The sequence below is a fragment of the Streptomyces sp. NPDC021212 genome (assembly GCF_044332925.1).
Lineage (GTDB): Bacteria > Actinomycetota > Actinomycetes > Streptomycetales > Streptomycetaceae > Streptomyces.
This window is the reverse complement of sequence record NZ_JBIRPZ010000008.1, coordinates 432,104-458,658: the sequence shown is the minus strand read 5'-3', so window position 1 is coordinate 458,658 and position 26,555 is coordinate 432,104. Positions and strand designations below refer to the sequence as shown.

Genomic DNA, 26,555 nt, shown 5'->3' with positions numbered 1-26,555 from the left:
TCCTCAGGGGCTCCGGCGCTCAGTAGCCGACACGGAAGGTCGCGTCCTGCCGCTCCGCCGCCGTGGAGATGGGGTCGATGCGCAGGACGTAGTCGGAGTGGCGGAGGTAGCGGGTGGGGTTGTTGTACGAGCGGAAGGAAGCCCAGGTCGAGTCGGCCAGACCGGCCGTGCGGTAGAAGGTGGCGTCCGCGGCGTACGTCGATGTCCCGTCGTTGACGTCCAGTCTGAGCTGGTAGTCGTAGTGGCGCAGATAGCGCGTGGGGTGGCTGACCGACTGGAACGAGACCCCCGAGCTGTCGGCGAGGCCCGGCACCAGCTTCCACAGCGAGTCGGTGTACGGGTCGAAGGGGTATGTGTCGATGCGGCCGACGTAGTCGGAGTGGCGGACGTAACGGGCCGGATAGTTGTACGACTTCAGCCGGTTCCAGGCCGGGGCGCCCCATGTGGCCATCAGGTTGTTGTACTCGGTCGTGCTGATCGTCGTGATGCCGCAGTGCTTGGAGTTGACAGGCTGGGTGTAGGTCTTCTGGTCGAGCGCGGTCCAGGTGCCGGAAGCGAGGTTGGCGCTCTGCCAGGCGTAGAAGACACCGTTGGGGGTGTAGGTGTCGCCCCACAGGTACCAGGTGTTCGAGGTCAGGGACTTGTAGACGGTCGGGGCCTCGGTGCCGCCGTGTGCGACACCGGCGCTGAACTCCGTGAAGCTGCCCGGGTTCAGGGAGGTGGAGCGTGCCGCCACCAGTGTCTGGTTCTTCTTGAAGAACAAGTAGTTGTAGCCGTTGACTCCGACGGCCAAGTCTCCGTCGATCACGTCGTAGCCGGGGTCGAAGAAGACCTGCGGGGCGGAGGCGGTGACGAAGTCGCTGGTGTAGTTGACCATGATCACGTTGTGGCCGCTGGAGTTGACCGAGGAGTAGATGACCGCGTACTGCCCTCTGCCCGCGTCCCAGAACGCCTCGGGGGCCCAGCTGTGGGTGGTCATGTCGTGCAGCTTCAGCCGCCGGTAGCCGGTGAAGGCGCGTAAGTCCGTGGAGTCCCAGACATGGATGTACTGGCTGTTGTAACTCCAGTCGGTCCCCTTGAGATCGGTGGCAAGGACGACGAATGTGCCGTCCCGTTTGCGCATGAGGAAGGGGTCGCGCAGGCCGAGGGCGCCCGCAGTGGGGGTGACCACGGGGTTGTTCTGGTTCAGCGGTGTCCAGTTGAGGGAGTCCGTGCTGACGGCGAGGTGGAGGCCGTAGTCGGTGCCCGCGCCGAGGCTGGTCGACTCGGTGAAGTAGCACATCGCATAAGCGGAGTCGGCGGCGTGGGCTGTACCGGCGCCGAGGGCCAGTGCGCCGGATGCCGCCAGGGGAGTGGCGGCGGCCATGCCGAGGAAGCGGCGCCGGGACGGCTGGGGGCCGGGGCAGGGCATTGCACTCATCTTGGTCTCCAAGGGTGGTGCATGAGCCGGGCGAGCGGCTGCGGCTCGGGGGGTGCGGGGACATGAGCTATGCAGTCAGGAACCAGACAGTGTCGGTATTTCGAACGGGGTTCGGTAAATCGATCAGAAGGTAGACCGTGGTGACTGATGCGTCAATCATTCTGTCGAGTGAACGCCGGTCTCGCCGTGAGAAGACGCGTCACCGCTGGGTACCCATGGCGACAGCGGCTTCTGGACACAAGGGCGTCGGCCCAGGACATGTCCCGTCCCCTCAGGTGTCGACTCGGTGCCCCTGGCCGACGCGCACAGCAGGCCGCCGCAGGCCGGCCTGCTCGGGCTGTTCCGGATCAGCACCATCGCCATCAGCTGCGCTCCCGCCGGTGCTTCGGCGGCAACGGTGTCGTGGGCGGCGGGCCGCGTTCCGTATCGACCGCATGACGCCGACGCTGTGGCTTGCCACCATCGTCGTCGAACTCGTGCTCGGCGCGATCGCGAAAGCGGCGTTCGGCCGCGGCGGTCTCAGCCGTTCAGCGCCTGCCGCAGAACGTGGCTGTCGGCGGCCTGCACCAGGCGGGCGAGCTTGCCGTCACGTACGGTCCACAGGTGGATGAACCGCACGTCCGCCGTGATCCCGCGCTTGGTCTCGGCGTGGTAGTGCCCGAGCACGAACACGTGGTGGTCGCCGTCCGTGTAGAACTGCTCGGGTACCGGTCCGAAAGCCTCGAAGTTCGGCCTGAGCGGGCCGAAGAAGTCACGGGCCACGCTGTCGGAGCCGTGGTGGGTCCCCCCGTTGGGGAAGCCGGGAGTGATGTCCCAGACGATGTCCGGCGCCAGGATCTCGGCGGTGACCTCCGGAGCCGTGCCGGACGCGTAGAAGCGACGTACGAGGGCGATGTCCGGGGAGTCGGTCATGGGACCAGCATCGGTCGGGCTCCGGCCGTCGGCACACAGGAAGTAGCCCAGATGGAGGTCGTCCTCGCTGCCCGTGGCGGCGATCCCGTCGGCCCGGCCCTGCCGTGTCTAGGGGGCCGGCTCGCAGGCGGCCTCCGCGGCACCGGTGAGCTTGTCCGGGGGCGCGTTCTCGCGGCGTGGGAGCAGCAGCGGAGTGGCCAGGAGGAGGACTCCGGCGGCGGCGATGGCGGTACGGGGGCCGGTGGCGGTGGCCAGCAGACCCCACAGGGCGGTCACGGCCGCGATGGCGGCGCTGCTGCTGACCGACCACGCGGTCAGGGTGCGGGCGACCCGGCCGGAGTCGGTGTGGTCGAGCCGGGAGGTGGCCAGCAGGGGGTTGAACAGGCCGCAGCAGGTCACCAGGCCGAATTGGACGGCGATGACCAGGACGATCCCGGGGACACCGGGCTGGACGAACGCCAGCCCGACGGGCCAGCACGCGCGCAGCGTCCCGGCGATGAGGAGCACCCGGTGCTGCCCGAACCGCGCGGCGAGCGGGCGCGCCATGCGTGAGCCGATGAGACCGCCGACGCAAGGGGCCGCGAACGCGAGACCGTACTGCCAGGGTGCGAATCCCAGGCGGCCCACCAGAAGTACGGCGAGCAGCGGTTCGGAGGCCATGATCAGGCCGTTGACCACGAGCGCGTTGAAGAACAGCGGGCGCAGCGCGGAATGGGTGAGGATGTGGCGCCACCCTTCGAGCAGATCGCCCGCGCGCAGCCGCGGTGCGCCGGTGCGCGCGGGATGGGGTTCCGTCCCGCTGATGGCGCGGATGCCGAGCGCCGAGAGCAGGTAGCTGACCGCATCGGCCACCACGGTCGTCACCGGGCCGAACATCCCGATCGCGGCCCCGCCGAGCGGTGGTCCGACCACCGTCGCGGTCCATGTCGTGGACTCCAGGCGGCTGTTGGCGACGAGCAGGTCTCCCGGCGGCAGGAGCGCCTTCAGATATGCGCCGCCAGCCGCGTTGAAGGCGATGTTGGCCGCGGCGACGGCGATGGAGACGACGAGGAGTTGTGCGAAGGTGAGCCGGCCGAGCGCGAACGCGACGGGGACGCTGATCATCGCCGCGCATCGCGTCAGGTCCATCGCCACCATGACCGGCCGCTTACGGCGGAACTCCACCCACGGACCGAGCGGCACCGCGACCACGGCCCCCACGGCCCGTCCCGTGGCGGCCAGCGCCGCCACCTCGGCCGGCCCGGAGTGCAGCACGAGGACCGCGATCAGGGGAAAGGCGCCGAATCCGAACCATGTGCCGTACGAGCTGACCGCATACGCCGCCCACAACCACCCGAACCGACGCCCCAGCCCCCGTCCACCCGCCATGTCCCACGCACCTCTCGCCGCCGACCTGAACAACCGCACGCTGACCGTCGGTATCAAAGCGAGAGCAGGCGGCCCGGATCAAACAACCGAGCAGCCGTACAGCACAACCAGCGGTTGTGTGGATATGCCTGTCCGGCGTGGATCTCGATGCCGTGCGCACCTTCGTGACCACCGCGGAGGCGGGGCGGTTCCAGGACGCCGCCGCCGACCTGGCGGTCACCCAGCAGGCGGTTTCCAAGCGCATCGCCACGCTGGAGAAGGGCCTCGGGGTGCGGCTGTTCACCCGCACCGCGCGGGGAGCGAAGCTCACCATCGACGGACAGGCGTTTCTGCCCCACGCCCGCGAACTTCTCCAGGCCGAGGCGCGGGCCGTCGCCTCCGTGTGTCCCGGCCGCCGCGCGCTGCGCGTCGACGTGATCGGCCGACGGCTCGCCCCGGCCGCCGACCTGCGCCGCATTCCCCTGCGCGACCCGACCCCGGTCTACCGGCACTCCCTGCTGTGGCACCACGGCAACGCCCACCCGGCCCTCGCCGCCCTCCGCCAGCACCTCGACTCCGGGCGGTCCGGCCACTCCGACGCCGGGACCTGGACACCCACCTGGGCACGGTGAACGGCTCCGGCTCCCGGCATCCCCGGTCGTGGCGGGTCGTACGCTCGAGCCCACGGAACAGCACCCGCGGTCGGAGGAACCATGTCAGGCGCATGTTGCGCTCCCAGCTCAGGGGGCGACCAGGAGAATCCCGGGCCGTCCACCGCGCCGCCGCTCCGGGCCCCGGAGCGGGACCGGGCACAAGCGCTGCGTGCCATGGTGCGCATCCCCGGAGGGACGTATCCGATGGGAGGCGACGACGCCGACGCGTTTCCCGAGGACGGTGAGGGCCCGGTCCGGGAGGTGCGGCTTTCGCCGTTCCTCATCGACGCCACCGCCGTCACCAACCGCCAGTTCGCGGCGTTCGTGCGCGCCAGCGGCTACCGTACCGATGCGGAGCGCCACGGCTGGTCCTACGTGTTCTACGCACTCGTCCACCCCGATGCCCGGCGCATGGTGCGTGACGGCACGGTGGCGCAGGCGCCCTGGTGGCTCGCGGTGGACGGGGCGAGCTGGCAGGCCCCCTACGGGCCGGGGTCGTCGTGGACCGAGCTGTCGAACCATCCCGTCGTCCATGTCTCCTGGCGCGACGCGTCCGCTTACGCGGAATGGGTGGGCAAGCGCCTGCCCACGGAGGCGGAGTGGGAGAGGGCGGCGCGTGGCGGTCTGGAACGCTCCCGCTTCCCCTGGGGGGATGAGCTGCTGCCCCGGGGGCAGCACCGGTGCAACATCTGGCAGGGGGAGTTCCCGCAGGTCAACACGAGTGAGGACGGGTATCTGGGGACCGCGCCGGTCAAGACCTACCGGGCCAACAACTTCGGCCTGTACAACACATCGGGCAATGTGTGGGAGTGGTGCTCCGACTGGTGGAGCACCACGTGGCACGCGGCCGACCGCCCGGAGACCCGCCAGGACCCGGCCGGGCCTCCCGCCGGGGAGGCGAAGGTGATCCGCGGCGGCTCCTATCTGTGCCACGCGTCGTACTGCAACCGCTACCGCGTCGCCGCGCGCACCTCCAACACACCGGACAGCAGCACCGGCCACATGGGGTTCCGCTGCGCGGCGGACGTGCCCCCGACCCGGTGACGGCAATTGGTTGACACGGCTGAAGGAGCGGGTGAAACTTACACGGATTACTGGTAAGACCAGTTAACTGGAGCGCTGCTCGGAGCCTCCAGCGGTCTGCCGGCCTCCACGCAAAAAGGAGCGTCCTGGATGACCCACGCCTCTCCGTCGTCCGCGAGCGGTACTTTTCAAGGCAAGATCGGCACCACCTACGAGGAGTCGACTCCCTGGTGGCCCGAGCAGCAGACGCCTGCCGAGGACACGCCCAATGTCGTGGTCATCGTGCTCGACGACGTCGGCTTCTCCGACCTCGGCTGCTTCGGTTCGGACATCGGCACCCCGGCCATGGACGCCCTCGCCACCGGCGGCCTTCGCTACGCGAACTTCCACACCACCACGCTGTGTTCGCCGACCCGTGCCTCCCTGCTGACCGGCCGGAACCATCACTCCGTCGGCATGCGCATGCTGTCCAACTTCGACACCGGCTTCCCCAGCGGCCGCGGACGGATCACCACGGCCGCCGCGACCCTGCCCGAGGTGCTGCGCGACAGCGGCTTCAACACCATGGCCGTGGGCAAGTGGCACCTGGCGCCGATGGAGCAGACCACCCCGTCCGGCCCGTACACCCAGTGGCCGCTGTCGCGCGGGTTCGAGCGCTACTACGGATTCCTGGAAGCCGAGACGGACAGCTTCTATCCGGAGCTGTTCCACGACAACCACGCCGTGGACCCGCCGAAGACCCCGGAAGAGGGCTATCACCTCAGCGAGGACCTGGTCGACCGGTCGATCGAATTCGTCCGCGACCAGACGTCGGTCACTCCGGAGAAGCCCTTCTTCCTGTACCTGGCATTCGGCGCGGCCCACGCCCCGCACCAGGCTCCCCAGGAATACCTGGACAAGTACCGGGGCCGGTTCGACCACGGCTGGGACGCCGAGCGCGCCACCCGGCACGCCCGCCAGATCGAACGCGGCATCCTGCCGCCGGGCACCGGACTGGCGCCGCGCAACCCCGGGGTCGTGCCCTTCGACGAGCTGTCGGACGACGAGAGGAAGCTGTCCGTACGCCTCCAGGAGGCATACGCGGCCATGCTCGACCACACCGACCACCAGATCGGCCGGCTCATGGAGTTCCTGGAGCAGATAGGACAGATGGAGAACACCATCACCGTCCTGCTCTCGGACAACGGGGCCAGCCAGGAAGGCGGGCAGAAGGGGTCGCTCAACCCCACCGCGTTCCAGAACGGCATCGCCGAGGATCTCGAGGAGATGGTCGCGCGGATCGACGACATCGGCACCTCACGCGCGCACGCCAACTACCCGTGGGGCTGGGCGCAGGCGGGAAACACACCGTTCAAGCGCTACAAGCAGAACACCCACGAAGGCGGTGTCCGCTGCCCGCTCATCGTGCAGTGGCCCAGGGGGCTGCCGCGCACCGGTGAGGTCAGGCAGCAGTTCCACCATGTCAACGACATCATGCCGACCCTCTTCGACCTGATCGGTGTGCAGGCTCCCGAGGTCTACAACGGCGTCCCGCAGATGCCGATCCACGGTGTCAGCATGGCCTACACCTTCGGCTCGCCGACCGCGCCGACGCGCAAGGAGGCCCAGTACTTCGAGATGTTCGGGCACCGCGCGATCTGGCACGACGGCTGGAAGGCCGTCTCCTTCCACCAGCGCGGATCGTCGTTCGACGACGACCAGTGGGAGCTGTACCACCACGACACCGACTTCTCGGAGTGCAAGGACCTGGCGCAGGCGGAGCCCGAGCAACTCCAGAAGATGATCGCCCGCTTCTGGGTGGAAGCGGGAAAGTACGATGTGCTGCCGCTGGACGACAACGGGTTCGCCTACCGGGCGAAGATTCCGCGTCCCGGCTCCCCGCGTATGCGCACCACCTTCACCTACTACCCCGGCATGGCCCATCTGCCCATCGCCGCCGTACCACCCGTGATGAACCGCGCGCACCGCATCACCGCGTACGTCGACCGGGCCGCCGCGTCGGACGAGGGTGTCCTGGTGTCCCTGGGCAACATCAGCAGCGGATACGTCCTGTACGTCAAGGACAACCGGCTGGTCTACGAGTACAACTTCCTCGGCACCCGGTACACGGTGACCTCGACGGAAGAACTCCCGACCGGCCCGGCGGAGCTGGCCTTCGAGTTCGTCAAGACCGGCGACATGCGGGGCGTGGGACACCTCTACGTGTCGGGGAGGCCGGTCGGCACCGAGGACATTCCGCGGGTTCTTCCGCACTTCCTGGGGTGGCAGGGCCTCGACGTCGGACGGGACACCCTGTCGCCCTCCTCGGCCGGCTATGACGGCGAATTCGCGTTCACCGGAGGGTTCGAGAAGGTCGTCTTCACGGTCGCGCCGGACGAAGAGGGCGCGGAACCCTTCGAGCGCATCGACTGATCCTGCCCCTGACGGCTCAAGGCCCCTCTTCCGCGGAAGAGGGGCCTTGAGCGTGTGTCCGACGTCCGGTCAGCTGGGCGGCGTATAGCGCCCGTCGATCGCCGTCCAGCCTCCGTCCACGAAGAGCTGGCTCCCCGTGACGAAGGACGACGCCTCCGACGCGAGGTAGACGACGGCACCGGCCAGCTCGTCCGGCCGGGACCAGCGGCCCAGGGCACTCTTGGTCGCGTAGGCCTCCGACCACTCCGGCACGGCCCTGATCTGCGCGGTCAGCGGTGTGTCCACGATGCCCGGGGCGACGGTGTTCAGCCGCACGCCGGACGGGCCCAGCTCGGCCGCCGCGGTCCGCATCATCTGGACGAGGCCGGCCTTCGTGGCCGCGTACACCCCCTGTCCCGGCTCGACGGCCACCGCGCGGATCGAGCTGAAGCCTATGATGCTTCCCCCGCCGCGTTCGGCCATGCCACGGCCGAACGCCCGCACCAGGTCGAACGACGCGCGCAGATTGAGCGCCACGACCCGCTCGAATTCCTCCGCCGTGTAGTCGAGCAGGGGTTTGCGCACGTTGGTCGCGGCGGTGAAGACGAGCACGTCGACGTGGCCCAGCTCCTCGGCGGCCCGCGCCACCGCCTCGCCGTCGAGCACGTCGAGGGCGTACGGGCTGAGGCCCGGCCCCATCGACGCCGACTCCTCGGCCGCCGTCAGGTCCCGGTCGGCGCACACGACCGTGGCGCCGTGTGCGGCGAGGGCCAGGGCGCTCTCGCGGCCGATTCCACTGCCCGCGCCCACCACGACGGCCTTGCGGCCGTCGAGCCGGAACAGGCGGGAGTACGCGTCCACCGCATCGGTACGGTCCTGTGCTTGCATGTGGTCCTCACGGCTTCTTTGTCGTCGGACGGATCACTGCCATACGGGTCACGGTCAGCTCTTCGATGGCGAACCTCGGGCCCTCCCGCCCGGCCCCGGAGTCCTTCACGCCGCCGTACGGCATGACGTCGGAACGGAAGCCGGGAACCTCATTGACGACCACTCCGCCCACCTCCAGGCGGTCGAGAGCGGTGAACGCCGTGTCCAGGGCGCTGGTGTAGACACTCGCGTGCAGTCCGTAGCGCGAGTCGTTGACCAGGTCGAAGGCCGTCTCCAGATCGGGGACGGACCGCACCGCGACCACGGGGCCGAAGACTTCCTCGTCCCAGACGGACACGGGGCGGTTTACGTCGAGCAGCACGGTGGGCTCGATCACCCCGCCGGTGACCCGGCCCCCGGCCGCGAGCGTCGCTCCCGCCTCCACCGCCTCGGCCAGCCACGCACGCACCCGCTCGGTCGACCGCTTGTCGATGAGCGCCGAGACGCGCGTCGCCGGATCGCGGGGATCGCCCACGGCCACCTGGGCCACGCGCTCCGTCAGGCGGGCCACGAACTCCTCCCGCACGGCGTCCACCACGATGACCCGCTGCACGCTGATGCACGCCTGGCCCGACGCGTAGTAGCCGCCGCGCACGACCGCGTCGGCGGCGGCGTCGAGGTCGGCGTCGGCCGCCACCACCAGGGCGGCGTTGGAGCCGAGTTCGAGCAGTACCTTGGTGGGTGCCGCGTCCCGGGCGATCTGGTGGCCCACGGCGGCGGAACCGGTGAAGGACACCGCCCCGATCCGGCGGTCGGTGGTCAGCGTGACGCCCACCTCGGGGCCCCCGGTCACCAGCTGCACCGCGGCCTGTGGCGCGCCGCCGGAGCGCAGCGCCTCGCGGAGGAGGTGCACCAGCCACAGGGTGGCCAGCGGGGTCTGCGGGGCGGGCTTGACGATGATCGGGCAGCCGGCGGCCAGCGAGGGCGCGATCTTGTGCGTGGCGAGGAGCAGCGGGTAGTTGAAGCCCGCGATGCCCACCACGACGCCGATCGGCTTGCGGGTCCAGAAGCCGAGCAGCCCCTCACCCGACGGCAGCAGGTCCAGCGGCACCGTCTCCCCGTGCAGCCGGGCCACTTCCTCGGCCGCCGTCAGCAGGGTCAGCAGGGTGCGGTCCACCTCGACCCGGCAGTCGGCCAGTGGCTTTCCGGTCTCCAGGACCAGGAGCCGCTCGAAGTCCGCGCGTCGTGAGGTGACCGCCTCGTGGGTCGCGAGCAGCGCGGCCCTGCGGGTGTGCGAGGGGAGTCCGCCGACCTGCCCGCGGACCGCCACCGCCGCGTCCAGCGCCTGGCGTGCGAGGGCGGCGTCCCCCACGGGGGCCCGGGCGACGAGTGTCCCGTCGTAGGGGAAGCGGACGTCTTCGGTGGCGGGTGCCTCGACCCAGTGGTCGCCGATGGGAAGACCCTCGGGAAACGCCCCCGCCACGGGGTTTTCGCCGTCGGCGGGTTCGGCATCGGTCGTCACGGTTGGTACTCCCGGTTGAGGTCGGCCGCCGACACTCCGGACAGTGCTTTGCTCAGAGTCGGAACGGCGGCGATCAGCCTGCGTGTATAGGAATGCTGCGGGTCCTCGTACACCTGCTCCGTGGACCCGGTCTCCACGATCTGTCCGTCGTGCATGACCGCGACCCGATCGCACACGTGGCGGACCACGGACAGGTCGTGGGAGACGAAGACCAGCGTCAGGGACAGCTCGTCGACGAGGTCGGCGATGAGGTTGAGCACCTGGGCCCGTACGGACACGTCCAGGGCGCTCACCGGCTCATCGGCCACGATGATCTTCGGTCGGGGGGCGAGAGCGCGGGCGATGGAGATGCGCTGCCGCTGGCCGCCGGAGAACTGGTGCGGATACCGGTTCGCCGCGTCGGCGCGCAGGCCGACGGCCTCCAGCAGCTCGGCCACCCGCTCCCGGCGGTTCGCGTGTCCCTGCGCGACGAGCGGCTCGGCCACGATCTCGCCCACGCGCATGCGCGGGTCCAGCGCGCTCATCGGGTCCTGGAACACGAGCTGGAGCCGCTCGCGGACGAACTTCAGCTGTCGCTCCCGGAGCCCGGTGATGTCCCGGCCGTCGATCGCGACGCTGCCGCTGGTGGGGCGGTCGAGGCCGGCCAGAATCCGCAGCAGGGTCGACTTGCCGCACCCCGACTCGCCCACGATGCCGAACCGCTGCCCTTGCGGGACGTCGAAGCTGACGCCGCGCAGGGCGTGCACCGGCGGGCTGGAGCGGAGCAGCGAGGTGCGCGGCCGCCGGTAGTCGCGCGTGACGTCACGGACGCTGACGGCGGGCACCTGGCCGGGTGCGAGGGGGGCGCTGGTCGGCTGCTCAGCCATGGCCGGCCTCCTGGTTCATGGGTACGGCGGTTCCGGGTGCGCCGCTTTTCGATACCGGGTGGAAGCAGGCGTAGCCGGAGTCCGGCCCGGTCGGCACCCATTCCGGCCTGGTGGCGCACACCTCGGTCGCCTGGGCGCATCTGTTTCTGAAGACGCATCCGGCGGGGAACTGCCCGGCCGGCGGGACCGACCCGCCGATCGTGACCAGCCGGCCGCGGTCGTCGACCGCGGTCAGGTCCGACGCGCCGATCAGGCCCTGGGTGTAGCGGTGCCGGGGGCGCGTGAACACCTCCCGGACCGGGCCGGACTCGACCACCCGCCCGCCGTACATGACCATGACCCGCTCGCAGGCGGTGGCCACCACGGCCAGATCGTGGGTGATGAAGAGCATGGCCGACCTGCGGTCCTGGACGCCCCGCACGATCAGGTCGAGCACCCGCGCCTGCACCGTGACGTCGAGCGCGGTGGTGGGTTCGTCACAGACCAGCAGCGCGGGGTCGTTCGCGAGGGCGATGGCCAGCACCACCCGCTGCCGCTGACCTCCGGAGAACTGGTGCGGATAGGCGTCCGCGGCGGCCTTGGGATCGGGAAGCCCGACCTGGGCCAGCAGTTCCACGGCGGCGGCCCGGGCGGACGCCCGGTCGGGCCGGGTCCGGTGGATCAGCAGCACCTCGGCGATCTGCCGCCCGACCTTCATGGTGGGGTTGAGGGCGGTCATGGGCTCCTGGAAGACCATGGCGATCTCCTTGCCCCGCACCCGGGACATCCGCGCCTCGTCGGCACCCACCAGGTTGTGGTCGACGCCGGCGAGCCGCACCGACCCCGTGGCCCGGAGCCCTTCGGGGAGCAGGCCCATGACGCTCAGCGCGGTCAGCGACTTGCCCGACCCCGACTCACCGATCAGGCCGACCCGCTCCCCGGCCCGGATGGTGAAGTCGACGTCCTCGACGAGCTTGCGGCCGCCCACCGTGACGTCGAGCTCGCGCACGGCCAGGACGTCATCGGGGCCGTCGGGGGAGCCCTGCCCGGAGGCCGGTGCCGTGTCGGGTACCGGGGTCATCGGTGGTCCTCCAGCTTGGGATCGAAACGGTCGCGCAGGCCGTCACCGAGGAGGTTGAATCCGAGCACCGCCACCGCGATCGCGACGCCCGGGAAGACGGCCAGCCGGGGATCGGACGACAGCAGCTCCTGGCTCTCCTGGAGCATCCGGCCCCAGGACGGGGTGGGGGGCGGGGTGCCGAAGCCCAGGAAGGACAGGGCGGCTTCGGCGAGTACGGCGATGGCGAAACCGACCGACGCCTGCACGATGACGAGACTGCTGACGTTGGGCAGGACATGCCGCAGGCCGATCGCGAACGGCCCGCGGCCCGCCGCGCGCGCGGCGATGACGTACTCGGTCTTCATGACCTGCAAGGTGCCGCCGCGGATCAGGCGGGCGAAATTGGGGATGGACGCGATGCCGATGGCGACCATCGCGACCAGCGTGCTGGCGCCGTACACGGCGGCGAACATGATGGCCAGCAGGAGCGCCGGGAAGGCGAGGAGCATGTCGTTGCCGCGCATCAGCAGCTCGCCGAACCAGCGGGGACCCATCCCGGCGACGATGCCGAGGGGCACTCCCACCACGGCGGCGACCCCCACCGCCACGAAGCCGACGAACAGGGTGGTGCGCGAGCCCATCAGGATCTGGCTGAACACGTCGCGACCGAATTTGTCCGTGCCGAACCAGTACTCCAGCGACGGCTCCTGCAGCCGCGCCGAGGAGTTCACCAGGGTCGGGTCGTGCGGGGTCCACACGAAGGACAGCAGCGCCATGCCGAGCACGAGCGCGACGATGAGACCGCCCACCAGGAGGCTGCCCGTCACCGGGCGCCGCCGCCGGCCGTCGGGCCCCTCGGACGCGACGGCGGATTCCGTAACCGGAGCACTCATGACGCACCCACCCTGAGCCTCGGGTCGATCATCAGATAGACGAGGTCCACCAGGAAGTTCACAAGCAGCACCGCCATTGCGATGATCATGACCACGTCCTGCACCACGATGAGGTCCCGGTTGGAGACGCTGTCCAGCAGCAGGCTCCCCAGCCCGGGGATGACGAAGACCCGTTCAATGACGACGGCGCCCACCAGCAGCGTGGCGAGGTGCAATCCCAGGACGGTGACCACGGGCACCGCCGCGTTCCGCAGGCCGTGCCGCAGCAGCGCCTGCGTCGGACGGAGTCCCTTGGCGCGAGCGGTGCGCAGATAGTCCTCCCGGAGGACGTCGAGCACGGCGCTGCGGACATAGCGGGTGAGCATGGCCGCCTGCACCATGCCGAGGGACAGCGCGGGCAGCACCAGCTGCTTGAGGAACAGGGCCGGATCCTCCGCCGGAGGTGTCCAGCCGTTCGCCGGCAGCCACCCGAGCCCCACCGCGAACACGGTGATCAGGAGGATGCCCGCGAGGAAGGCCGGGACGGCCACGCCGACCTGGGACAGGGCCGAGAGAATGAGCCCGGACGGCCTGCGGTGCCGCACCGCCATGAGGATGCCCATGGGGATCGCCAGGATGCAGGCGAGCACCATCCCGGTGCCGACGAGCCACAGGGTGACCTGGAGGCGGTCGGCGATCTGCGGGCCGATCTGCGCGTGGGAGACGTAGGAGTTCCCCGGGTCGAAGGTCACCAGGCCCTGTACCCAGTGGAGGTACTGGACCACGAGCGGCCGGTCGAGCCCGAACTGCTCGCGCAGTTGCGCCACCGCCGAGTCCGACGCGCTGGTGCCGAGGGCGACGCGAGCCGGATCCCCTGGCAGCACCGCCATGAACGCGAACACCAGCATGGAGCTCACGACGAGGCCGGCCAGGAGGATCGCGATCCGCTGCACTAGACGGACGATCATCGGATGAGGTCGCCTTTCAGGACCGGCCCAGACCGGTGAGGTCCAGTGACTCGGAGACGGAGTTCTTGGGCAGGCCGGTGATGTCCTTGTCCGCCACCATCAGGTTCGGCAGCAGGAACAGCCAGTCGGCGGCGGCGTCCTTGGACAGAAGCCGGGCGGCTTGCCGCATGTAGGTGATCTGATCCTTCTGGTTCCCCTCGTCCGCCTTGTTCAGCAACGCGCGGAATTCGGGGCTGTCGTAGCGGAGGTAGGACTTCTTGTCGCCGAACACCGCCTGCATGTCGCGGGGCTCCACATGGCCGATGATGGACATGTCGTAGTCGGCGTTCTTGAACACGGTGGACAGCCAGGCGGCGGGGAACTCCAGCTGGTCGAGCTTGACCTTGAACCCGGCCTGCTCGAGCTGGCTCTTCACCACGGTGCCGCACGCGGTGGCATACGGCAGCGTCGGAATCCGCAGCCGCAGCGTACGCCCCGCTTCGCCGGACTCCTTGAGGAGCTTCTTGGCCTTGCTGCGGTCGTACGGATACTGGTTCGTGAGGTCCTGGTACCACGGGTCGGTCGGAGGCACCATGCTGCCGATGAGCTTGCCGCGCCCGGCCCAGCAGGTGTCCATCAGGGCCTTGTGGTCGATGGCGTAGCGGACCGCCTGGCGGGCCTTCGGATTCTTCATCGGGCCCGAGCCGTTGTTCATGGAGAGGACCACCTCGCCGTTGGTCGAGCCCTCGGTGACCTTGTACTTCGGGTTGTTCTCGAACCGGTTCAAGGCGTCCGGGGACGGCATCTGGCCGATCACGTTGATGTTGCCCGTGAGCATCGCGTTGTTCATGGCCGTCGGGTCCTTGAAGTACTTGAGGGTGACCGACGCGAAGTGCGGTTCACGCCCCCAGTAGCCCTTCCGGCGGGCCAGCGTGATCGAGTCGCCGCGGTTCCACTTCTTCACCTCGTACGGGCCGGTGCCCACCGGCTCGGTGGCCAGGTTGCTCACGCCGGTCCGGCTGAACATCGCGCCGAGGCGGGTGGTCATCCGGTACAGCCAGTCGTTGCTCGGCCGCTTCAGGGTGACCTTGAGTTCGGTGGGCGACACCGCCTGCACCGTGTCGACGACGCTCATCTGGGACTTCAGCTCTACCGTCCAGTCGGACGCGATCCGTTCGATGGAGAACTTGGCGTCCTCGGCCGTGAACGGTTTGCCGTTGCTGAACTTGGCGCCCTTCACCAGCTGGAACGTGTACGTCTTGTGGTCCTTGGACAGGTTCCACGACTTGGCCAGCTGGGGCTGTATCTTCCCGGACTGGTCCAGCTTCACCAGGTTCTCGTAGACGTTGTAGAGCAGCGCCTGCGGAACGGCGGCACCGGCGGTCTTGGTGAAGTCCAGGTTGGCCGGTTCGGCGGTGAGGCCGATCTTCAGGCTGTCGTTGGCCTTGTCGGAGCCGCCACCGCTGCCGTCCGATGTGGACCCGGCCGAGCAGGCTGCCAGCAGCGTGCATGCGAGCGTGGCTGCGACCGTCCCGGTGTACCGCGGCAGCTGCTTGTTTCTTTTCATATGTTTCAACCCTGGCTTTCCATTGTGTGCAGAACGGCCGATGCGACGTCCGTCGTGGAGGCGTGGCCGCCGAGGTCGGCCGTGTGGTGCCTGGTGTCTCGCAAGGTGTCCGCCACCGCGTCGCGGACGCGACGGGCCGCGCCGGTGTGTCCGAGGTCGTCGAGCAGCATCGCGCCGGAGAGCATGCAGGCCACCGGATTGGCCACGCCCTTCCCGGCGATGTCGGGCGCGGAACCATGGACGGGTTCGTAGATGCCCGGCACGTCGGCGCCCGGAAGGACATTGGCGCTGGGTGCCATGCCCATACCGCCGGCGAGCACCGCGGCGAGATCGGACAGGATGTCGCCGAACAGGTTGCTCGCGAGCAGCACGTCGAGGGAGCGCGGCGCCTGGATCATGCGGGCGGCCATCGCGTCGACCAGCACCGTTTCCAGCTGGACCTGCGGGTACTGCTCACCGATCTCGCGCACCACGCGGTCCCACAGTGGATAGCCGTAACGCATCGCGTTGGACTTGGTCACCAGGCACAGGCGCCCCGACCGGCGGCCGGCCAGGGCGAAGGCCTGGTGCGCCGCCCGCTCGATCACGCGACGGGAGTGCACGGCGACCTCGATGCCGAGATCGTGTCCGCTCCCGGCGTGCGCCACCCCGCCGGCGCCGACGTACTCGCCCTCGGTGTTCTCGCGCACGATCACCAGGTCCACGCCATCGGTGTCGCGCACCTTGGTGGGAACGCCGGGGAACGCGCGCACCGGGCGGAGGTTCACGGCGAGGTCGAGCTGCTGCCGCAGGCCGATGATCAGGCCCCGGACCAGTTCGTGCTCCGGCACATCGGGGCGTCCGACGGCTCCGAACAACACGGCGTCCGTCTGCTTGACGAGGTCGGCCGCGTCGGCCGGCATCGCCGCGCCCTCCCGGAGGAAGCGTTCGCCTCCCCACTGATGCGAGGTCACGTCGAGCCGGTGGCCCTCGGCCTCCAGCGCGGCCCGGAGCGCGGGCACGGTGGCCGCGACGACCTCCGGGCCGATTCCGTCGCCCGGAATGACCGAGAGCCGCACGACTTTGGTGTCCGTCATGGACGCCACCCTTCCGCTATCACTGGCCTGACCAGTAAGCTCGCTTGCCAGGTACCGTGTCGACTGAAGCTGTTCCTGTCAAGGGTTCGACCCCCCCCCGGGATCGCCCGGGACACCGCCCAGCGGTAGCTGGGGGAGAAGGAGAGTGCGCGTGCTCACCGAACAGGACCTGGCCGCCATACCGGCCGTCGAGATGGTCGCCGGATTCGCCGACCGCACGCTGTCGCCGGTCCAGGTCCACGACGCCGTCCAGTCGGTGATCGAGGCGCGGGAGGGTGTGCTCAACGCGTTCTGGGTGCGAGATCCGGACGAGTCCCGCAAGGCGGCCCAGGCCAGCGAGGCCCGCTGGGCCGCGGGGGAACCGCTCGGGCCCATCGACGGCGTGCCCGTGACCCTGAAGGAGAACGTCGCCCGCCGGGGCGTCCCCATGCCCTCGGGCAACGCGGGCACCGAGCCGGTCGTCCCCGACGCGGACGCGCCCATCACCGCGCGGGTCCTCGAATCCGGCGGGGTGGTCCTCGGGTCGACCGTGATGCCGGACTGGGGCATGCTCTCCTCGGGCGTCTCCAGCCGGCACGGCATTTCGCGCAGCCCCTGGAACCCGGACTGGACCACGGGCGGTTCCAGCTCCGGCGCGGGGGCCGCGGCCGCGGGCGGATACGGCCCGCTCCACGTCGGCACCGACATCGGGGGATCGATCCGGCTGCCGGGCACCTGGCTGGGCCTGGCCACGCTCAAGCCGAGCTACGGGCGGATCCCGCTGGACACCCCGTACCTGGGGCGCGCCGCCGGCCCCCTCACCCGCACCGTGGCGGACGCGGCCCTGTTCATGAGTGTCCTGAGCCGGCCGGATCCCCGGGACTGGTCGAGCCTGCCGCCGCAAGACATCGACTGGTCGGCGTTGGACGGCGAGGTCCGCGGGCTGCGGGTGGGCGTGCACCTGAACGCCGGGTGCGGCGAGTCGTGCGACGCCGAGATCCTCGCCGCGGTGAACCGCGCCGCCGAGGTCTTCGAGGCGGCGGGAGCCGTCGTGGAGCCGGTCGAGCCGTATCTGACCCAGGAACTGCTGGACGATTTGGACCTGTTCTGGCGGGTGCGGTCCTGGAACGACTTCCGCGCCCTGACCCCCGAGGCGCGGCTGCGCGTCCACCCCCACATCATCCGATGGTGTCAGGGAGGCGCGGACGTGGCGGGTACCCGGGTCCTCCAGTGCTACCAGCAGATCATGCGCATCCAGGCCCAGACCGTGGCGGCGACGCTCCCCTACGATCTGGTGCTCTCGCCGGTGGCTCCGGTGGCCGCGTTTTCCGCCGAGCGGCCGATGCCGTTCTCGGAGGACGCCAAGACCATGGCCCACATCGGCTTCACCGCGCCGTACAACATGTCGGGCCAGCCCGCCGCGACCGTCAACTGTGGTTTTACGGCGGACCGCCGTCCCATCGGGGTGCAGATCGCGGGCCGCCGTTTCGATGATCTCGGCGTTCTGAGGGCGGCGGCATGGTACGAACGAAACCGGCCTGCCGAGGCGGTCCCGCACTGGCCGGATCACGCCCACGGGGCGCCCACGGGGGAGAACACGACATCGACCACGCCCGAAGGGGAGAAGCCTTGAGCGAGGGAGCACAGTTCCGGCAGGTCTCGCCGGTACGGCTCTACCAGCGCATCGTCGAGCAGATCGAGCAGGCGATCGTGCGGGGTGACCTGAAGCCGGGTCAACGGCTTCCGAGTGAGCGGGAGTTGGTGACGCAGTTCGGGGCGAGCCGGCCCACCGTGCGGGAGGCCCTGCGCGTGCTGGAGAGCAACGGCCTGGTGCGCTCGCGCCCGGGTGACCCGAACGGCCCGGAGATCCTGCCGTTCTCGCCGGCCGGCCTGACCAAGGAGATGACCCGGCTCGTCCAGTTCGACAACGTGTCGATGGCCGAGCTGATCTCGTTCCGCATGATCCTCGACGGCTCGGCCAGCATGCTGGCGGCCCGGCTGCGCTCCGAGGAGGAGCTGTCCGCCATGGAGCGGACGATCGCCGTCATGTCGGACGCGATCGAGACCGGGTACGAGGAGTTCAGCAAGGCGGACATCGCGTTCCATGAGGCGGTGGCGGTGGCAAGCCGCAACTCCCTCATCGAGGTCTGCAACCAGGTGGTCCGGGGGGCTGTCCTCTCGCTGATCTCGGACAAGGTCACCCACGCCCACAACAGCGCCGCGCTCATGCGGGAGTCGCTCCAGCACCACCAGGAGGTGCTGGAGGCGATCCAGCTGGGGGACGGCCCGGCGGCGGCACGCATCTCGCGGCGCAAGCTCTATGACTACTACGTCGGTTACGTCCCCGAGGACGAGCGGGAGCCGCTGCTGGCGCTCATGGACGACGAAGGGGCCTGAGCGTCCCCTGCCACCCCTGACACCGTCCCCTGGCCACGTCAGGGGACGGGCGTTCCACGCTGCCAGGAGTCGATGACGATCAGCGTCTTCGTCTGGAGCACACCGACGCCCTTGCGACGCAGTCGATTGACCACTTTCTGCAGGTCGTCGACGCTGTCGACATGCAACCGGACGAGTGCGTCCACATCGCCGGTGAGCGTCAGCACCTCGTCGACCTCCGGCAGCGTCGACGCGAACTCCAGGATGTCGTGGATATCCGTGTCCCCCGTGAAACGCAGCTCGGTGACCGCCTGAAGGCCCTGGCCGAGCTTGGCCTGATCCGTCGTGATGGTGTAGCCGGTGATGACGCCCGACTCCTCCAGGCGTGCGATGCGCCGACGGACCGGCGCCGGGGAAAGCTGCACCAGCCGCGCGATGTCACGAACGGTCCGCCGCCCGTCGGCTCGCAGCAATTCCAGGATGTGCAGATCGACCGAGTCGAGGTGTGCGGGTGCCGACATGCCGCAAGTGTAAGCAGGGCTTCCCTCAACACTCACTCTCGACGCGATGGACTTCCCGGGAAGAGCGTACTGCGCACCGCTGTGCACACGTTTGTTGTGCACGGATCGGGCCCTTGAAAACGTGTCCGCATGCCAGCCGCCACACCATCAGCGACACGCGTTGCCCCCTCAGAAGCCCTGAAGTCCCGCACACGCCCTCGTGGTGCCGTGCTGCGGATCGATGTCGTCGCCACGCCCCTGGCGGTCGCCCGGGTCGCCTTGATCTTGGCCCACCGCCAGTTCGACGTGCTCACCATGGATGTCGCCGCGCCCGTCGACGGGCTGCGGAGGATCACCGTCGAGGTGGACACGACGGACGAGATCAGGGTGCGTCAGCTCATCAAGTTCCTGAACCGGTCACTCGATGTCGTCAAGGTCGTCTGGAGGCATGGATGAGCACACGCTCCGGCGCGGCCTCCGCCACCGACGCCCTACGGCTGGTCGACCCGGCCGGAACGCTGGACGAAGAGGCGGCCGCGGGCATGCTCGAGGTGACCGGCGACCTGTGTCCCTCGGGCAGGAAGCGGCCCAGGCCGGGTCGATCCGCGCCCTCCGGGCGGACGACCGGGTCTTCCCGTCCTACCGCGAACACGTGGCGGCCCTGTGCCGTGGCATCTCACCGACGGAATTGCTGTCGCAGTGGCGTGGCGCGAGCCATGGCTCGTGGGACCCCGAGCGCTACCACTTCCACATCTACAGCCTGGTGCTGGCCACGCAGTCACTGCACGCCGTCGGTTATGCGATGGGCGTCCGGTACGACGCCGCCGACAGCGTGGTGTTCGCCTACTTCGGTGACGGCGCCTCCAGCCAGGGGGACGCAAACGAGGCGCTCAACTGGGCGGCGGTGACATCGGCACCCGTCGTGTTCTTCTGCCAGAACAACGGATGGGCGATCTCGACACCCGCCGGCAAGCAGTACGCGAGCCCGCTGAGGGAACGTGCGAAGGGATTCGGACTCGACGCGGTCTCCGTTGACGGCAACGACGCACTGGCCGTCTACGCCGCCACCCGGCGCATGGTCGAGCGGGTCCGGGCCGGTGGCGCACCCGGGTTCATCGAGGCGCACACCTACCGCATGTCCGGGCACAGCACATCGGACGACCCCAGGCGCTACCGCGACGACGCCGAGTCGGCCCGGTGGGAGGCCCACGACCCCGTGGAGCGGGTGCGCGTGCTGCTCACGGCGCGCGGCTGGGCCGACGAGGACTACTTCGCCACGGTCGCGTCCGACGCCGAGGAGCTGGCCACACGGACGCGCCGGGAGTGCCGTGCCCTCCCGGAGCCGTCCCTGAGCGACACCTTCCGCACCACCTTGTGCGAGGAGCCCGAGGCCCTGCGGCGCGAACGAGAAGCCTTCGAGACGTATCTGGAGTCCTTCCTGTGACCATCACCGCCGCGGCCACCTCGGCCGGGAACGACGCGAAAGACACCCAGGACGAGGCCGCCACGGCCGCCACGGGTACGACCGCGCTCACGCTCGGACGCGCGCTGAACGAGGGTCTGCGACAGGCGATGCGCGACGACGAGCGGGTGGTGCTACTCGGCGAGGACATCGCCTCCCTGGGCGGGGTGTTCCGGGTGACCGACGGCCTGGCCGCCGAGTTCGGCGACCGTGTCGTGGACACCCCGCTGGCCGAATCGGGGATCGTCGGGACGGCCATCGGCCTGGCCCTGCGGGGGTACCGGCCGGTGTGCGAGATCCAGTTCGACGGTTTCGTCTACCCGGCCTTCGACCAGATCGTCAGCCAGCTGGCGAAGATGCGGGCACGCTCCCGCGGGCTGCTGCGGCTCCCCGTCACCATCCGGATCCCGGTCGGCCGGACCTCGATCGCGTTCTCGACGCCGTCGACCGGGTGTGTGCCGCGTGAACCGTCCGGCACACCTCTCCCGGAGGACACGATGCTCGTAGCCAAGCACTTCCCGCTCCCCGACGTCGGCGAGGGGCTCACCGAGGCCGAGATCCTCGAATGGCGAGTGGGGCCCGGCGACCCGGTCGCCGTCAACGACATCATCGCGGCGATCGAGACGGCGAAGGCAGTGGTGGAACTGCCCAGCCCGTACGCCGGGACCGTCACCGAAATCCTCCATGCCGCGGGCGAGGCGGTGGCCGTCGGCACGCCGGTCATCGCGTTCGAGGTCGAGGACGACAGCGCCCCGCGGACGGGGCCCGAAGACGACACCACCGGGCCCGCGGAGCCGCCCGTTCAGGACGGCGCCGGGGACGAGCAGTCGTCCGCCCCCGCCCGCGAACCCGTCCTCGTCGGCTACGGCCCCGCGCACGCGCGGCCGGCACGACGCCCGCGGAAGCCGAAGCCCGAGCCACCGGCCGTCACACCGTCCGCCGCGAAAGCCCTCGCCACCCCGCCGGTGCGCAAGCTCGCCCGCGACCTCGGAGTCGATCTGCGCCTGGTGTCCGCCACGGGCCCGTCGGGACGCATCACCCGCGAGGACGTGCACCGCCTCGCCGAGCGGCGGGCAACGACGCCGAACGCCCCGGACCCCGCCTGTGACGGCGTGGTGCGCACGCCGATCCGCGGAGTGCGCAAGCACACCGCGCAGGCCATGGTCGAGAGCGCCTTCACCGCTCCGCACGTCACGGAGTGGGTCACCGTCGACGTGACGCGGTCCCTCGAACTGCTGGAGAGGGCGCGCGCCGACAAGGCGTTCGCGGATGTGCGCCTGACACCGCTGTGTCTCGTCATCAAGGCAGCGCTGACCGCCATCGCACGGCATCCCGGGATCAACGCGAAGTGGGACGCCGCGGCCGGTGAGATCGTCCAGTATTCCGACGTCAACCTCGGCATCGCCGCGGCGACACCGCGAGGGCTCATCGTCCCCAACATCGCCGCGGCCCAGCGGCTCTCCCTGCGGGAGATCGCCCTGGCGCTCACCGACCTCGTCGATCAGGCCCGCGCGGGCAGGACGCCACCCGAGCGGATGAGGAACGGGACCTTCACGATCACCAACATCGGTGTGTTCGGCATCGACGGCGGAACGCCGATCCTCAACCCCGGCGAGGCGGCGATCCTCTGCTTCGGCCAGGTGCGGCGAACGCCGTGGGAACACGAGGGCCGCGTACGGCTGCGCGACACCACGACCCTCACCATGTCGTTCGACCACCGCCTCGTCGACGGCGAGCTGGGTTCGCTCGTCCTGCGCGACATCGCCCGGTTCCTGGAACAGCCGGATCTGATGGTTCTCCACCGCTGACCCCGCCCGGCGGCTGCCGTACGCGTGAGGGTGCCGTCCGCGCCGGACGGCACCCTCACGCGTACGGCCACTACGCCGTGGTGCTCATCTCTGCCTGTCGGTGGCCGTGCCGTTCAGTGACCCCGGGCCATGGGCGGTCCCGTTGACCGGGCCGGTGGCCCGGGCGGGGCGTTCCAGGATGCCGCGGTCGTCGGGCGGCGTGTCCGCGGCGGTGGCGCCGGGCGGCGGGCCGGTGGTCTCGGGGGTGCCGCCGCTGTGGGAGCCGCCCTGATGGGCGCCGCCGCCGTGCGTGGTCCCGTTGCGGCTGCCGTTGGCGGAGGGGGCGGAACCGTTGATCTTGTCGATCGCCTGCCGGGCCTGTTCGCCGGGGGAGCGGGTCGTGGGCTGCGCCGAGGGGGACGGCGTGGGCGCGAGCTGGTTGCGCTCCAGCTGGGGCGGCTTGGCGTGGGCGGCGCTCACGGCCTGGGTGCGCAGCCGGTGGCTGACCGCCTCGTCCAGGCTCACCGGCCGGTGCATCTGGGCGGCCAGCCGCCCGGCCTCCTGCCCCAGCGCGGAGACCACGTCCCACGGCAGATGGAGCACCAGACGGACTTCGGCATCCCCGTCCGGGAGGGCTTGGATGGGAGGAGTGAACCGTTCACTCATGAGCTGGTCCTCCGTAGGGTTCTTCGGTCCGCGCCCCGCATGCCAGGGCGCATACAGAGCCATACGGAGAACCGCCGCGCCCCGTTCACCGTGAGCCGGACGAATCGGGGCGCCGCGTCAGGAGCGCGGCAGCCGGGTCAGGAGCGCAGCAGGATCGTGATCGTCGCCAGGATCGCCGCGAGGACGAGCGCCGCCACACCGTATCCGATCCGCTGCGACCGCAGCCCCGGAATGAGCGCGTCGATGGAGATCCGTCCCGCGCCGCTCAGCGCGAGCCCCGCCGCGACGACGCCGATGAGCAGCGGAAGCTCGAAGCCGCCGAACAGGCCGAGGTGCCAGGTGGCGGCGACGGCGTTGGCCATGCAGCCCGCCACGGCGGCCCCGGCGAGCGGAGTGATCAGCCCCACGGCCAGCCCCAGTCCGCCCAGGGTCTCGACGAGCCCCGCGACGACGGCCATCGCCCGAGGGGCGGGGTACCCCACGCGGGCGAAATCCAGCCCGGTCCGGTGAATTCCCGGCCCGCCCCACCAGCCGAACAGATGCTGCGCCCCGTGTCCGGCGATGAGGAGCCCGACCCCGAGCCGCACCACCAGCAGGCCGATGTCATGGGCGAGCAGCACGCCCGACGCGCTCCTGGGGGCGGCATGGGCGGGCGTACCCATCGGGGGAGTGCCCTGACCGCCGTAATCATCGCCGTAAGTCGACATGGCGCCCTCGTCGAGTCGGGGTTCGGTGTGCGGTCACCGAGCCGGATAAGGGTTATGTGCCTTACGTCCACTTTGTCGCAATCGGGTCATGGGTTCAATCCGTGCGCTCAGCGGAGGGGGGCAGGCCACGCCGAGCCCCGGCGGCGAGCGGCAGGGCGGTGGCCAGGCAGCACACACCGGCCATGGTCAGGGACGTCCCGGTGGCGGGCGCGCTCAGGGCCACGCCGAGGCCGCCCGCGGTCGTGATGACCGTCTTGGTCACGCCGGACGCCTCGCCCGCCCGCTCGGGGCCCGCGGCCGCCTGGGTGGCGATGAGGGTCAGGGCGCCCGCCACCCCGAGCGCCGCCCCGCAGCCCGTGGCCACCAGGACGTAGCCCGTCAGCGATGTCGCCGCCGGAGCGGCGCACAGCCCCGCCCCGCCCAGACCCAGACACCCCGCCATCGCCCCGGCCGTCCTCGCCGGAGCGATCCGCCCGGCGAGCGGTCCGGCCACCGACATGGCCGCTGCGGGGGCGAGGAAGGCCGCCCCGGCGCCCGCCGCCGACAGCCGCCAGGGCCCCTGCAGCGACATCGGCACCACGAAGAGGAAGACCACGGTCGCGGCATTGGCCACCGCACCGGCGGCGGTGAGCGCCACGAAGCGCCGGTTGCGCAGCAGGGCCGGGCTCACCAGGGGGTTCGGCGCCGCCCGTTCGCACCGTACGAAGACCACGGACAGGGCGACGAGCAGGGTCAGGGCGGTGGCCGTACGCCCCGACGCCCAGCCCCACACCGGCCCGCGGTCGGTGCACAGCGCGAGCGTGGCCACCGCCGCGGTCGCCGCGACCAGTCCCTTCCCGTTCACCGGGCCCTTCCCCGGCGCGCTTCCGTCCCGGGATTCCGCCGCCCGTGCCGCGCACCCCGCCGCGAGCGCGGCGACCGGCACATTGAGCCAGAACACCGCCCGCCACGACACGGCCTCGGTCAGCACCCCGCCCGCGAACGGCCCGCACGCCGTCGCCACGCCACCGACGCCCATCGCCCACCCCAGGGCCCGCCCGCGCCCCTCGGGCGGATAGAGGCGCGTCAGCAGGGCCAGTCCCACCGGCATGGCCAGCGCGCCGCCCGCTCCCTGGACGACCCGGGCGCCCACCAGCACCGGCAGCGAGGGGGCCATCGCACACACCAGCGACGCGCCGCCGAACACCGCCAGGCCCGCCGTCAGCAGCGTGCGCCGCCCCAGCACATCGCCCAGCCGTCCGGCGGCCGGCATCAGCGAGGCCGCCGCCAGCAGATAGCCGCTGACCACCCATGGCAGCCCGCCACCGGCCCCGAGATCGCGGCCGATCCGGGGCAGGGCCGCATTGAGCGCGAAGGCGTCCAGCTGGACGCAGAACATGGCCAGCGACACGGCGGCCAGCGCCGCGCGCCGTACGGAAGCGGCGCTCCGTACCGTCATCAGTCACTCCTCATCAGCACCACGGAGGGGGACAGGACAGGGGCTGATGAGGGAAGAGAGAACTCAACGCGAGGTGAGGGGAACGGGCGGACGGGGCACGCCCGGGGAAACGTCAGCGGCGGGGCGGCAACCGGTGCAGTTCCACGGCGCACAGCCGCCCGGCCTCGACCGAGGCCGTCATGAACGTACAGTACGGCTGCCGACGCCGGTCGGTGGGGGAGCCCGGATTGAGCAGCCGCAGCCGGCCGTCGGCCGAGGTGGAGTCCCACGGGATGTGGCTGTGGCCGAACACCAGCACATCCAGCTCCGGGAACCGCTGCGCGCAGCGCCGCTCACGCCCCTGCGCCGCGCCCGTCTCGTGCACCACCCCGAAGCGCAGCCCGCCCAGCTCCGCGTGCGCCACCTCCGGCAGGCGCGACCGCAGCTCGGGCCCGTCGTTGTTGCCGTACACGCCGATCAGCCGGTGCGAGCGCGCCTCCAGCAGATCGAGGGTGGCGGTGTCGACCCAGTCGCCCGCGTGGATGACCACCTCGGCGCGCGCCACATGATCCAGCAGCTCCCGCGGCAGCTCCTTGGCCCGTCGCGGGAGATGGGTGTCCGACATCAGCACAAGACGCACGTGTCGACCGTACCGTGTGAACCGTCATCCATGGATCAGGGAGAGAAAGTGACCGAGCGCCCGCCGCTTCCGCCGTTCACCCGTGAGACCGCACTCCAGAAGGTCCGTCAGGCGGAGGATGCCTGGAATTCCCGCGACCCCGAAAAGGTGGCCCTCGCCTACTCCGTCGACTCGCGCTGGCGCAACCGCACCGAATTCCCTCACGGTCGTCCGGAAATCGTCGGCTTTCTGACCCGGAAGTGGGCGAAGGAGCTGGAATACCGGCTCATCAAGGAGCTGTGGGCCTACGAGGGGAATCGCATCGCGGTGCGTTTCGTCTACGAATGCCATGACGCGTCCGGGAACTGGTTCCGCTCCTTCGGCAATGAGAACTGGCAGTTCGGCCCCGACGGTCTGATGACGCAGCGCCACGCGTCCATCAACGACCTGCCCATCACGGAGGCGGACCGCAAGTTCCACTGGCCGCTCGGCCGCCGCCCGGACGACCACCCGGGCCTGAGCGACCTGGGGTTGTGACCT

The 26,555-nt window shown here is 70.4% G+C and carries 25 protein-coding genes; 9 read left to right on the top strand and 16 right to left on the bottom strand.

The features are described from left to right. Positions 1 to 19: 19 nt before the first annotated feature. The 3 genes from ACH4SI_RS23805 to ACH4SI_RS23795 form a co-directional block, all read right to left on the bottom strand. On the bottom strand, positions 20 to 1,411 hold the full coding sequence (locus tag ACH4SI_RS23805) for a glycoside hydrolase family 43 protein (protein ID WP_398298813.1): 1,392 nt from the start codon (positions 1,409 to 1,411) through the stop codon (positions 20 to 22). Between the two features lie 528 nt (positions 1,412 to 1,939). Further along, positions 1,940 to 2,332 (bottom strand): nuclear transport factor 2 family protein, encoded by a 393-nt coding sequence (locus tag ACH4SI_RS23800; RefSeq protein ID WP_398298703.1) that lies wholly within the window; start codon positions 2,330 to 2,332, stop codon positions 1,940 to 1,942. A gap of 108 nt (positions 2,333 to 2,440) precedes the next feature. Next, positions 2,441 to 3,700: an MFS transporter gene (locus ACH4SI_RS23795; RefSeq protein WP_398298701.1), complete on the bottom strand. Its 1,260-nt coding sequence runs from the start codon at positions 3,698 to 3,700 to the stop codon at positions 2,441 to 2,443. A gap of 137 nt (positions 3,701 to 3,837) precedes the next feature. Between ACH4SI_RS23795 and ACH4SI_RS23790 the strand changes: the two genes are divergently transcribed. The 3 genes from ACH4SI_RS23790 (at position 3,838) to ACH4SI_RS23780 (ending at position 7,767) form a co-directional block, all read left to right on the top strand. Further along, positions 3,838 to 4,311, top strand: coding sequence for a LysR family transcriptional regulator (locus ACH4SI_RS23790; RefSeq protein ID WP_398298699.1), 474 nt, complete (start codon positions 3,838 to 3,840; stop codon positions 4,309 to 4,311). Between the two features lie 81 nt (positions 4,312 to 4,392). Beyond that, entirely contained in the window at positions 4,393 to 5,376 is a 984-nt protein-coding gene (locus tag ACH4SI_RS23785) for a formylglycine-generating enzyme family protein (protein ID WP_398298697.1), read from the top strand. Positions 5,377 to 5,505: 129 nt separating this feature from the next. Then, positions 5,506 to 7,767, top strand: coding sequence for an arylsulfatase (locus tag ACH4SI_RS23780; RefSeq protein WP_398298695.1), 2,262 nt, complete (start codon positions 5,506 to 5,508; stop codon positions 7,765 to 7,767). A gap of 69 nt (positions 7,768 to 7,836) precedes the next feature. Here ACH4SI_RS23780 and ACH4SI_RS23775 read toward each other — a convergent pair whose 3' ends face one another. From ACH4SI_RS23775 to ACH4SI_RS23740, 8 genes are read right to left on the bottom strand one after another with little or no spacing between them, the layout of a single operon-like run. Further along, positions 7,837 to 8,634 carry an SDR family NAD(P)-dependent oxidoreductase gene (locus ACH4SI_RS23775; RefSeq protein WP_398298693.1) on the bottom strand — a complete coding sequence of 266 codons (798 nt, stop codon included), beginning with the start codon at positions 8,632 to 8,634 and terminating at the stop codon, positions 7,837 to 7,839. Between the two features lie 7 nt (positions 8,635 to 8,641). Beyond that, the gene (locus tag ACH4SI_RS23770) at positions 8,642 to 10,135 is read right to left on the bottom strand and encodes an aldehyde dehydrogenase family protein (RefSeq protein WP_398298691.1); all 1,494 of its coding nucleotides are present in this window, start codon (positions 10,133 to 10,135) and stop codon (positions 8,642 to 8,644) included. Then, complete coding sequence (locus ACH4SI_RS23765; protein WP_398298689.1) at positions 10,132 to 11,001, bottom strand: ATP-binding cassette domain-containing protein; 870 nt, start codon at positions 10,999 to 11,001, stop codon at positions 10,132 to 10,134. The genes ACH4SI_RS23770 and ACH4SI_RS23765 overlap by 4 nt, the downstream gene beginning before the upstream one ends. Beyond that, complete coding sequence (locus tag ACH4SI_RS23760; protein WP_398298687.1) at positions 10,994 to 12,061, bottom strand: ABC transporter ATP-binding protein; 1,068 nt, start codon at positions 12,059 to 12,061, stop codon at positions 10,994 to 10,996. Before ACH4SI_RS23760 ends, ACH4SI_RS23765 begins: the two co-directional genes overlap by 8 nt. Then, positions 12,058 to 12,933, bottom strand: coding sequence for an ABC transporter permease (locus tag ACH4SI_RS23755; RefSeq protein ID WP_398298685.1), 876 nt, complete (start codon positions 12,931 to 12,933; stop codon positions 12,058 to 12,060). Before ACH4SI_RS23755 ends, ACH4SI_RS23760 begins: the two co-directional genes overlap by 4 nt. Further along, positions 12,930 to 13,880, bottom strand: coding sequence for an ABC transporter permease (locus ACH4SI_RS23750; protein ID WP_398298683.1), 951 nt, complete (start codon positions 13,878 to 13,880; stop codon positions 12,930 to 12,932). Before ACH4SI_RS23750 ends, ACH4SI_RS23755 begins: the two co-directional genes overlap by 4 nt. Before the next feature lie 16 nt (positions 13,881 to 13,896). Then, positions 13,897 to 15,426 carry an ABC transporter substrate-binding protein gene (locus ACH4SI_RS23745; RefSeq protein ID WP_398298681.1) on the bottom strand — a complete coding sequence of 510 codons (1,530 nt, stop codon included), beginning with the start codon at positions 15,424 to 15,426 and terminating at the stop codon, positions 13,897 to 13,899. A 5-nt stretch (positions 15,427 to 15,431) separates the two neighbouring features. Next, positions 15,432 to 16,502, bottom strand: coding sequence for an isocitrate/isopropylmalate dehydrogenase family protein (locus tag ACH4SI_RS23740; RefSeq protein WP_398298679.1), 1,071 nt, complete (start codon positions 16,500 to 16,502; stop codon positions 15,432 to 15,434). A gap of 151 nt (positions 16,503 to 16,653) precedes the next feature. On the opposite strand from ACH4SI_RS23740, the gene ACH4SI_RS23735 reads away from it, so the two are divergent. Both ACH4SI_RS23735 and ACH4SI_RS23730 read left to right on the top strand, forming a co-directional pair. Then, positions 16,654 to 18,114 (top strand): amidase, encoded by a 1,461-nt coding sequence (locus tag ACH4SI_RS23735; protein ID WP_398298677.1) that lies wholly within the window; start codon positions 16,654 to 16,656, stop codon positions 18,112 to 18,114. Next, positions 18,111 to 18,878: a FadR/GntR family transcriptional regulator gene (locus ACH4SI_RS23730; protein WP_398298675.1), complete on the top strand. Its 768-nt coding sequence runs from the start codon at positions 18,111 to 18,113 to the stop codon at positions 18,876 to 18,878. The genes ACH4SI_RS23735 and ACH4SI_RS23730 overlap by 4 nt, the downstream gene beginning before the upstream one ends. A 38-nt stretch (positions 18,879 to 18,916) precedes the next feature. Here ACH4SI_RS23730 and ACH4SI_RS23725 read toward each other — a convergent pair whose 3' ends face one another. Beyond that, positions 18,917 to 19,378 carry an Lrp/AsnC family transcriptional regulator gene (locus tag ACH4SI_RS23725; RefSeq protein ID WP_398298673.1) on the bottom strand — a complete coding sequence of 154 codons (462 nt, stop codon included), beginning with the start codon at positions 19,376 to 19,378 and terminating at the stop codon, positions 18,917 to 18,919. Positions 19,379 to 19,585: 207 nt separating this feature from the next. Between ACH4SI_RS23725 and ACH4SI_RS23720 the strand changes: the two genes are divergently transcribed. The 3 genes from ACH4SI_RS23720 to ACH4SI_RS23710 all read left to right on the top strand — a co-directional run bounded on the left by ACH4SI_RS23720 (position 19,586) and on the right by ACH4SI_RS23710 (position 22,627). Beyond that, positions 19,586 to 19,813: an ACT domain-containing protein gene (locus ACH4SI_RS23720; protein ID WP_398298671.1), complete on the top strand. Its 228-nt coding sequence runs from the start codon at positions 19,586 to 19,588 to the stop codon at positions 19,811 to 19,813. Positions 19,814 to 19,922: 109 nt separating this feature from the next. Beyond that, entirely contained in the window at positions 19,923 to 20,801 is an 879-nt protein-coding gene (locus ACH4SI_RS23715) for a thiamine pyrophosphate-dependent enzyme (protein WP_398298669.1), read from the top strand. Further along, positions 20,798 to 22,627 carry a 2-oxo acid dehydrogenase subunit E2 gene (locus ACH4SI_RS23710; protein WP_398298668.1) on the top strand — a complete coding sequence of 610 codons (1,830 nt, stop codon included), beginning with the start codon at positions 20,798 to 20,800 and terminating at the stop codon, positions 22,625 to 22,627. The genes ACH4SI_RS23715 and ACH4SI_RS23710 overlap by 4 nt, the downstream gene beginning before the upstream one ends. Before the next feature lie 84 nt (positions 22,628 to 22,711). Here the strand turns inward: ACH4SI_RS23710 and ACH4SI_RS23705 are convergent, their stop codons facing one another. The 4 genes from ACH4SI_RS23705 to ACH4SI_RS23690 all read right to left on the bottom strand — a co-directional run bounded on the left by ACH4SI_RS23705 (position 22,712) and on the right by ACH4SI_RS23690 (position 26,036). Next, complete coding sequence (locus ACH4SI_RS23705; protein WP_398298666.1) at positions 22,712 to 23,272, bottom strand: hypothetical protein; 561 nt, start codon at positions 23,270 to 23,272, stop codon at positions 22,712 to 22,714. A 137-nt stretch (positions 23,273 to 23,409) separates the two neighbouring features. Continuing rightward, a complete protein-coding gene (locus tag ACH4SI_RS23700) occupies positions 23,410 to 23,979 on the bottom strand; it encodes a DoxX family protein (RefSeq protein WP_398298664.1) in 570 nt (189 codons plus the stop codon). 94 nt (positions 23,980 to 24,073) lie between these two features. Continuing rightward, a complete protein-coding gene (locus ACH4SI_RS23695; RefSeq protein WP_398298662.1) occupies positions 24,074 to 25,417 on the bottom strand; it encodes an MFS transporter in 1,344 nt (447 codons plus the stop codon). A 112-nt stretch (positions 25,418 to 25,529) separates the two neighbouring features. Next, positions 25,530 to 26,036 (bottom strand): metallophosphoesterase family protein, encoded by a 507-nt coding sequence (locus ACH4SI_RS23690; protein WP_398298660.1) that lies wholly within the window; start codon positions 26,034 to 26,036, stop codon positions 25,530 to 25,532. A gap of 30 nt (positions 26,037 to 26,066) precedes the next feature. On the opposite strand from ACH4SI_RS23690, the gene ACH4SI_RS23685 reads away from it, so the two are divergent. After that, positions 26,067 to 26,552, top strand: coding sequence for a DUF1348 family protein (locus ACH4SI_RS23685; protein WP_398298658.1), 486 nt, complete (start codon positions 26,067 to 26,069; stop codon positions 26,550 to 26,552). Positions 26,553 to 26,555: the final 3 nt, after the last annotated feature.

What these genes read in the sequence shown, in the direction of transcription:
- ACH4SI_RS23700 (WP_398298664.1), bottom strand. Translation starts at nt 23,979, where the DNA reads ATGTCGACTTACGGCGATGATTACGGCGGTCAGGGCACTCCCCCGATG.
- ACH4SI_RS23755 (WP_398298685.1), bottom strand. Translation starts at nt 12,933, where the DNA reads ATGAGTGCTCCGGTTACGGAATCCGCCGTCGCGTCCGAGGGGCCCGAC.
- ACH4SI_RS23765 (WP_398298689.1), bottom strand. Translation starts at nt 11,001, where the DNA reads ATGGCTGAGCAGCCGACCAGCGCCCCCCTCGCACCCGGCCAGGTGCCC.
- ACH4SI_RS23780 (WP_398298695.1), top strand. Translation starts at nt 5,506, where the DNA reads ATGACCCACGCCTCTCCGTCGTCCGCGAGCGGTACTTTTCAAGGCAAG.
- ACH4SI_RS23805 (WP_398298813.1), bottom strand. Translation starts at nt 1,411, where the DNA reads ATGCCCTGCCCCGGCCCCCAGCCGTCCCGGCGCCGCTTCCTCGGCATG.
- ACH4SI_RS23725 (WP_398298673.1), bottom strand. Translation starts at nt 19,378, where the DNA reads ATGTCGGCACCCGCACACCTCGACTCGGTCGATCTGCACATCCTGGAA.
- ACH4SI_RS23795 (WP_398298701.1), bottom strand. Translation starts at nt 3,700, where the DNA reads ATGGCGGGTGGACGGGGGCTGGGGCGTCGGTTCGGGTGGTTGTGGGCG.
- ACH4SI_RS23785 (WP_398298697.1), top strand. Translation starts at nt 4,393, where the DNA reads ATGTCAGGCGCATGTTGCGCTCCCAGCTCAGGGGGCGACCAGGAGAAT.
- ACH4SI_RS23705 (WP_398298666.1), bottom strand. Translation starts at nt 23,272, where the DNA reads ATGAGTGAACGGTTCACTCCTCCCATCCAAGCCCTCCCGGACGGGGAT.
- ACH4SI_RS23800 (WP_398298703.1), bottom strand. Translation starts at nt 2,332, where the DNA reads ATGACCGACTCCCCGGACATCGCCCTCGTACGTCGCTTCTACGCGTCC.
- ACH4SI_RS23695 (WP_398298662.1), bottom strand. Translation starts at nt 25,417, where the DNA reads ATGACGGTACGGAGCGCCGCTTCCGTACGGCGCGCGGCGCTGGCCGCC.
- ACH4SI_RS23775 (WP_398298693.1), bottom strand. Translation starts at nt 8,634, where the DNA reads ATGCAAGCACAGGACCGTACCGATGCGGTGGACGCGTACTCCCGCCTG.
- ACH4SI_RS23760 (WP_398298687.1), bottom strand. Translation starts at nt 12,061, where the DNA reads ATGACCCCGGTACCCGACACGGCACCGGCCTCCGGGCAGGGCTCCCCC.
- ACH4SI_RS23740 (WP_398298679.1), bottom strand. Translation starts at nt 16,502, where the DNA reads ATGACGGACACCAAAGTCGTGCGGCTCTCGGTCATTCCGGGCGACGGA.
- ACH4SI_RS23750 (WP_398298683.1), bottom strand. Translation starts at nt 13,880, where the DNA reads ATGATCGTCCGTCTAGTGCAGCGGATCGCGATCCTCCTGGCCGGCCTC.
- ACH4SI_RS23745 (WP_398298681.1), bottom strand. Translation starts at nt 15,426, where the DNA reads ATGAAAAGAAACAAGCAGCTGCCGCGGTACACCGGGACGGTCGCAGCC.
- ACH4SI_RS23685 (WP_398298658.1), top strand. Translation starts at nt 26,067, where the DNA reads ATGGATCAGGGAGAGAAAGTGACCGAGCGCCCGCCGCTTCCGCCGTTC.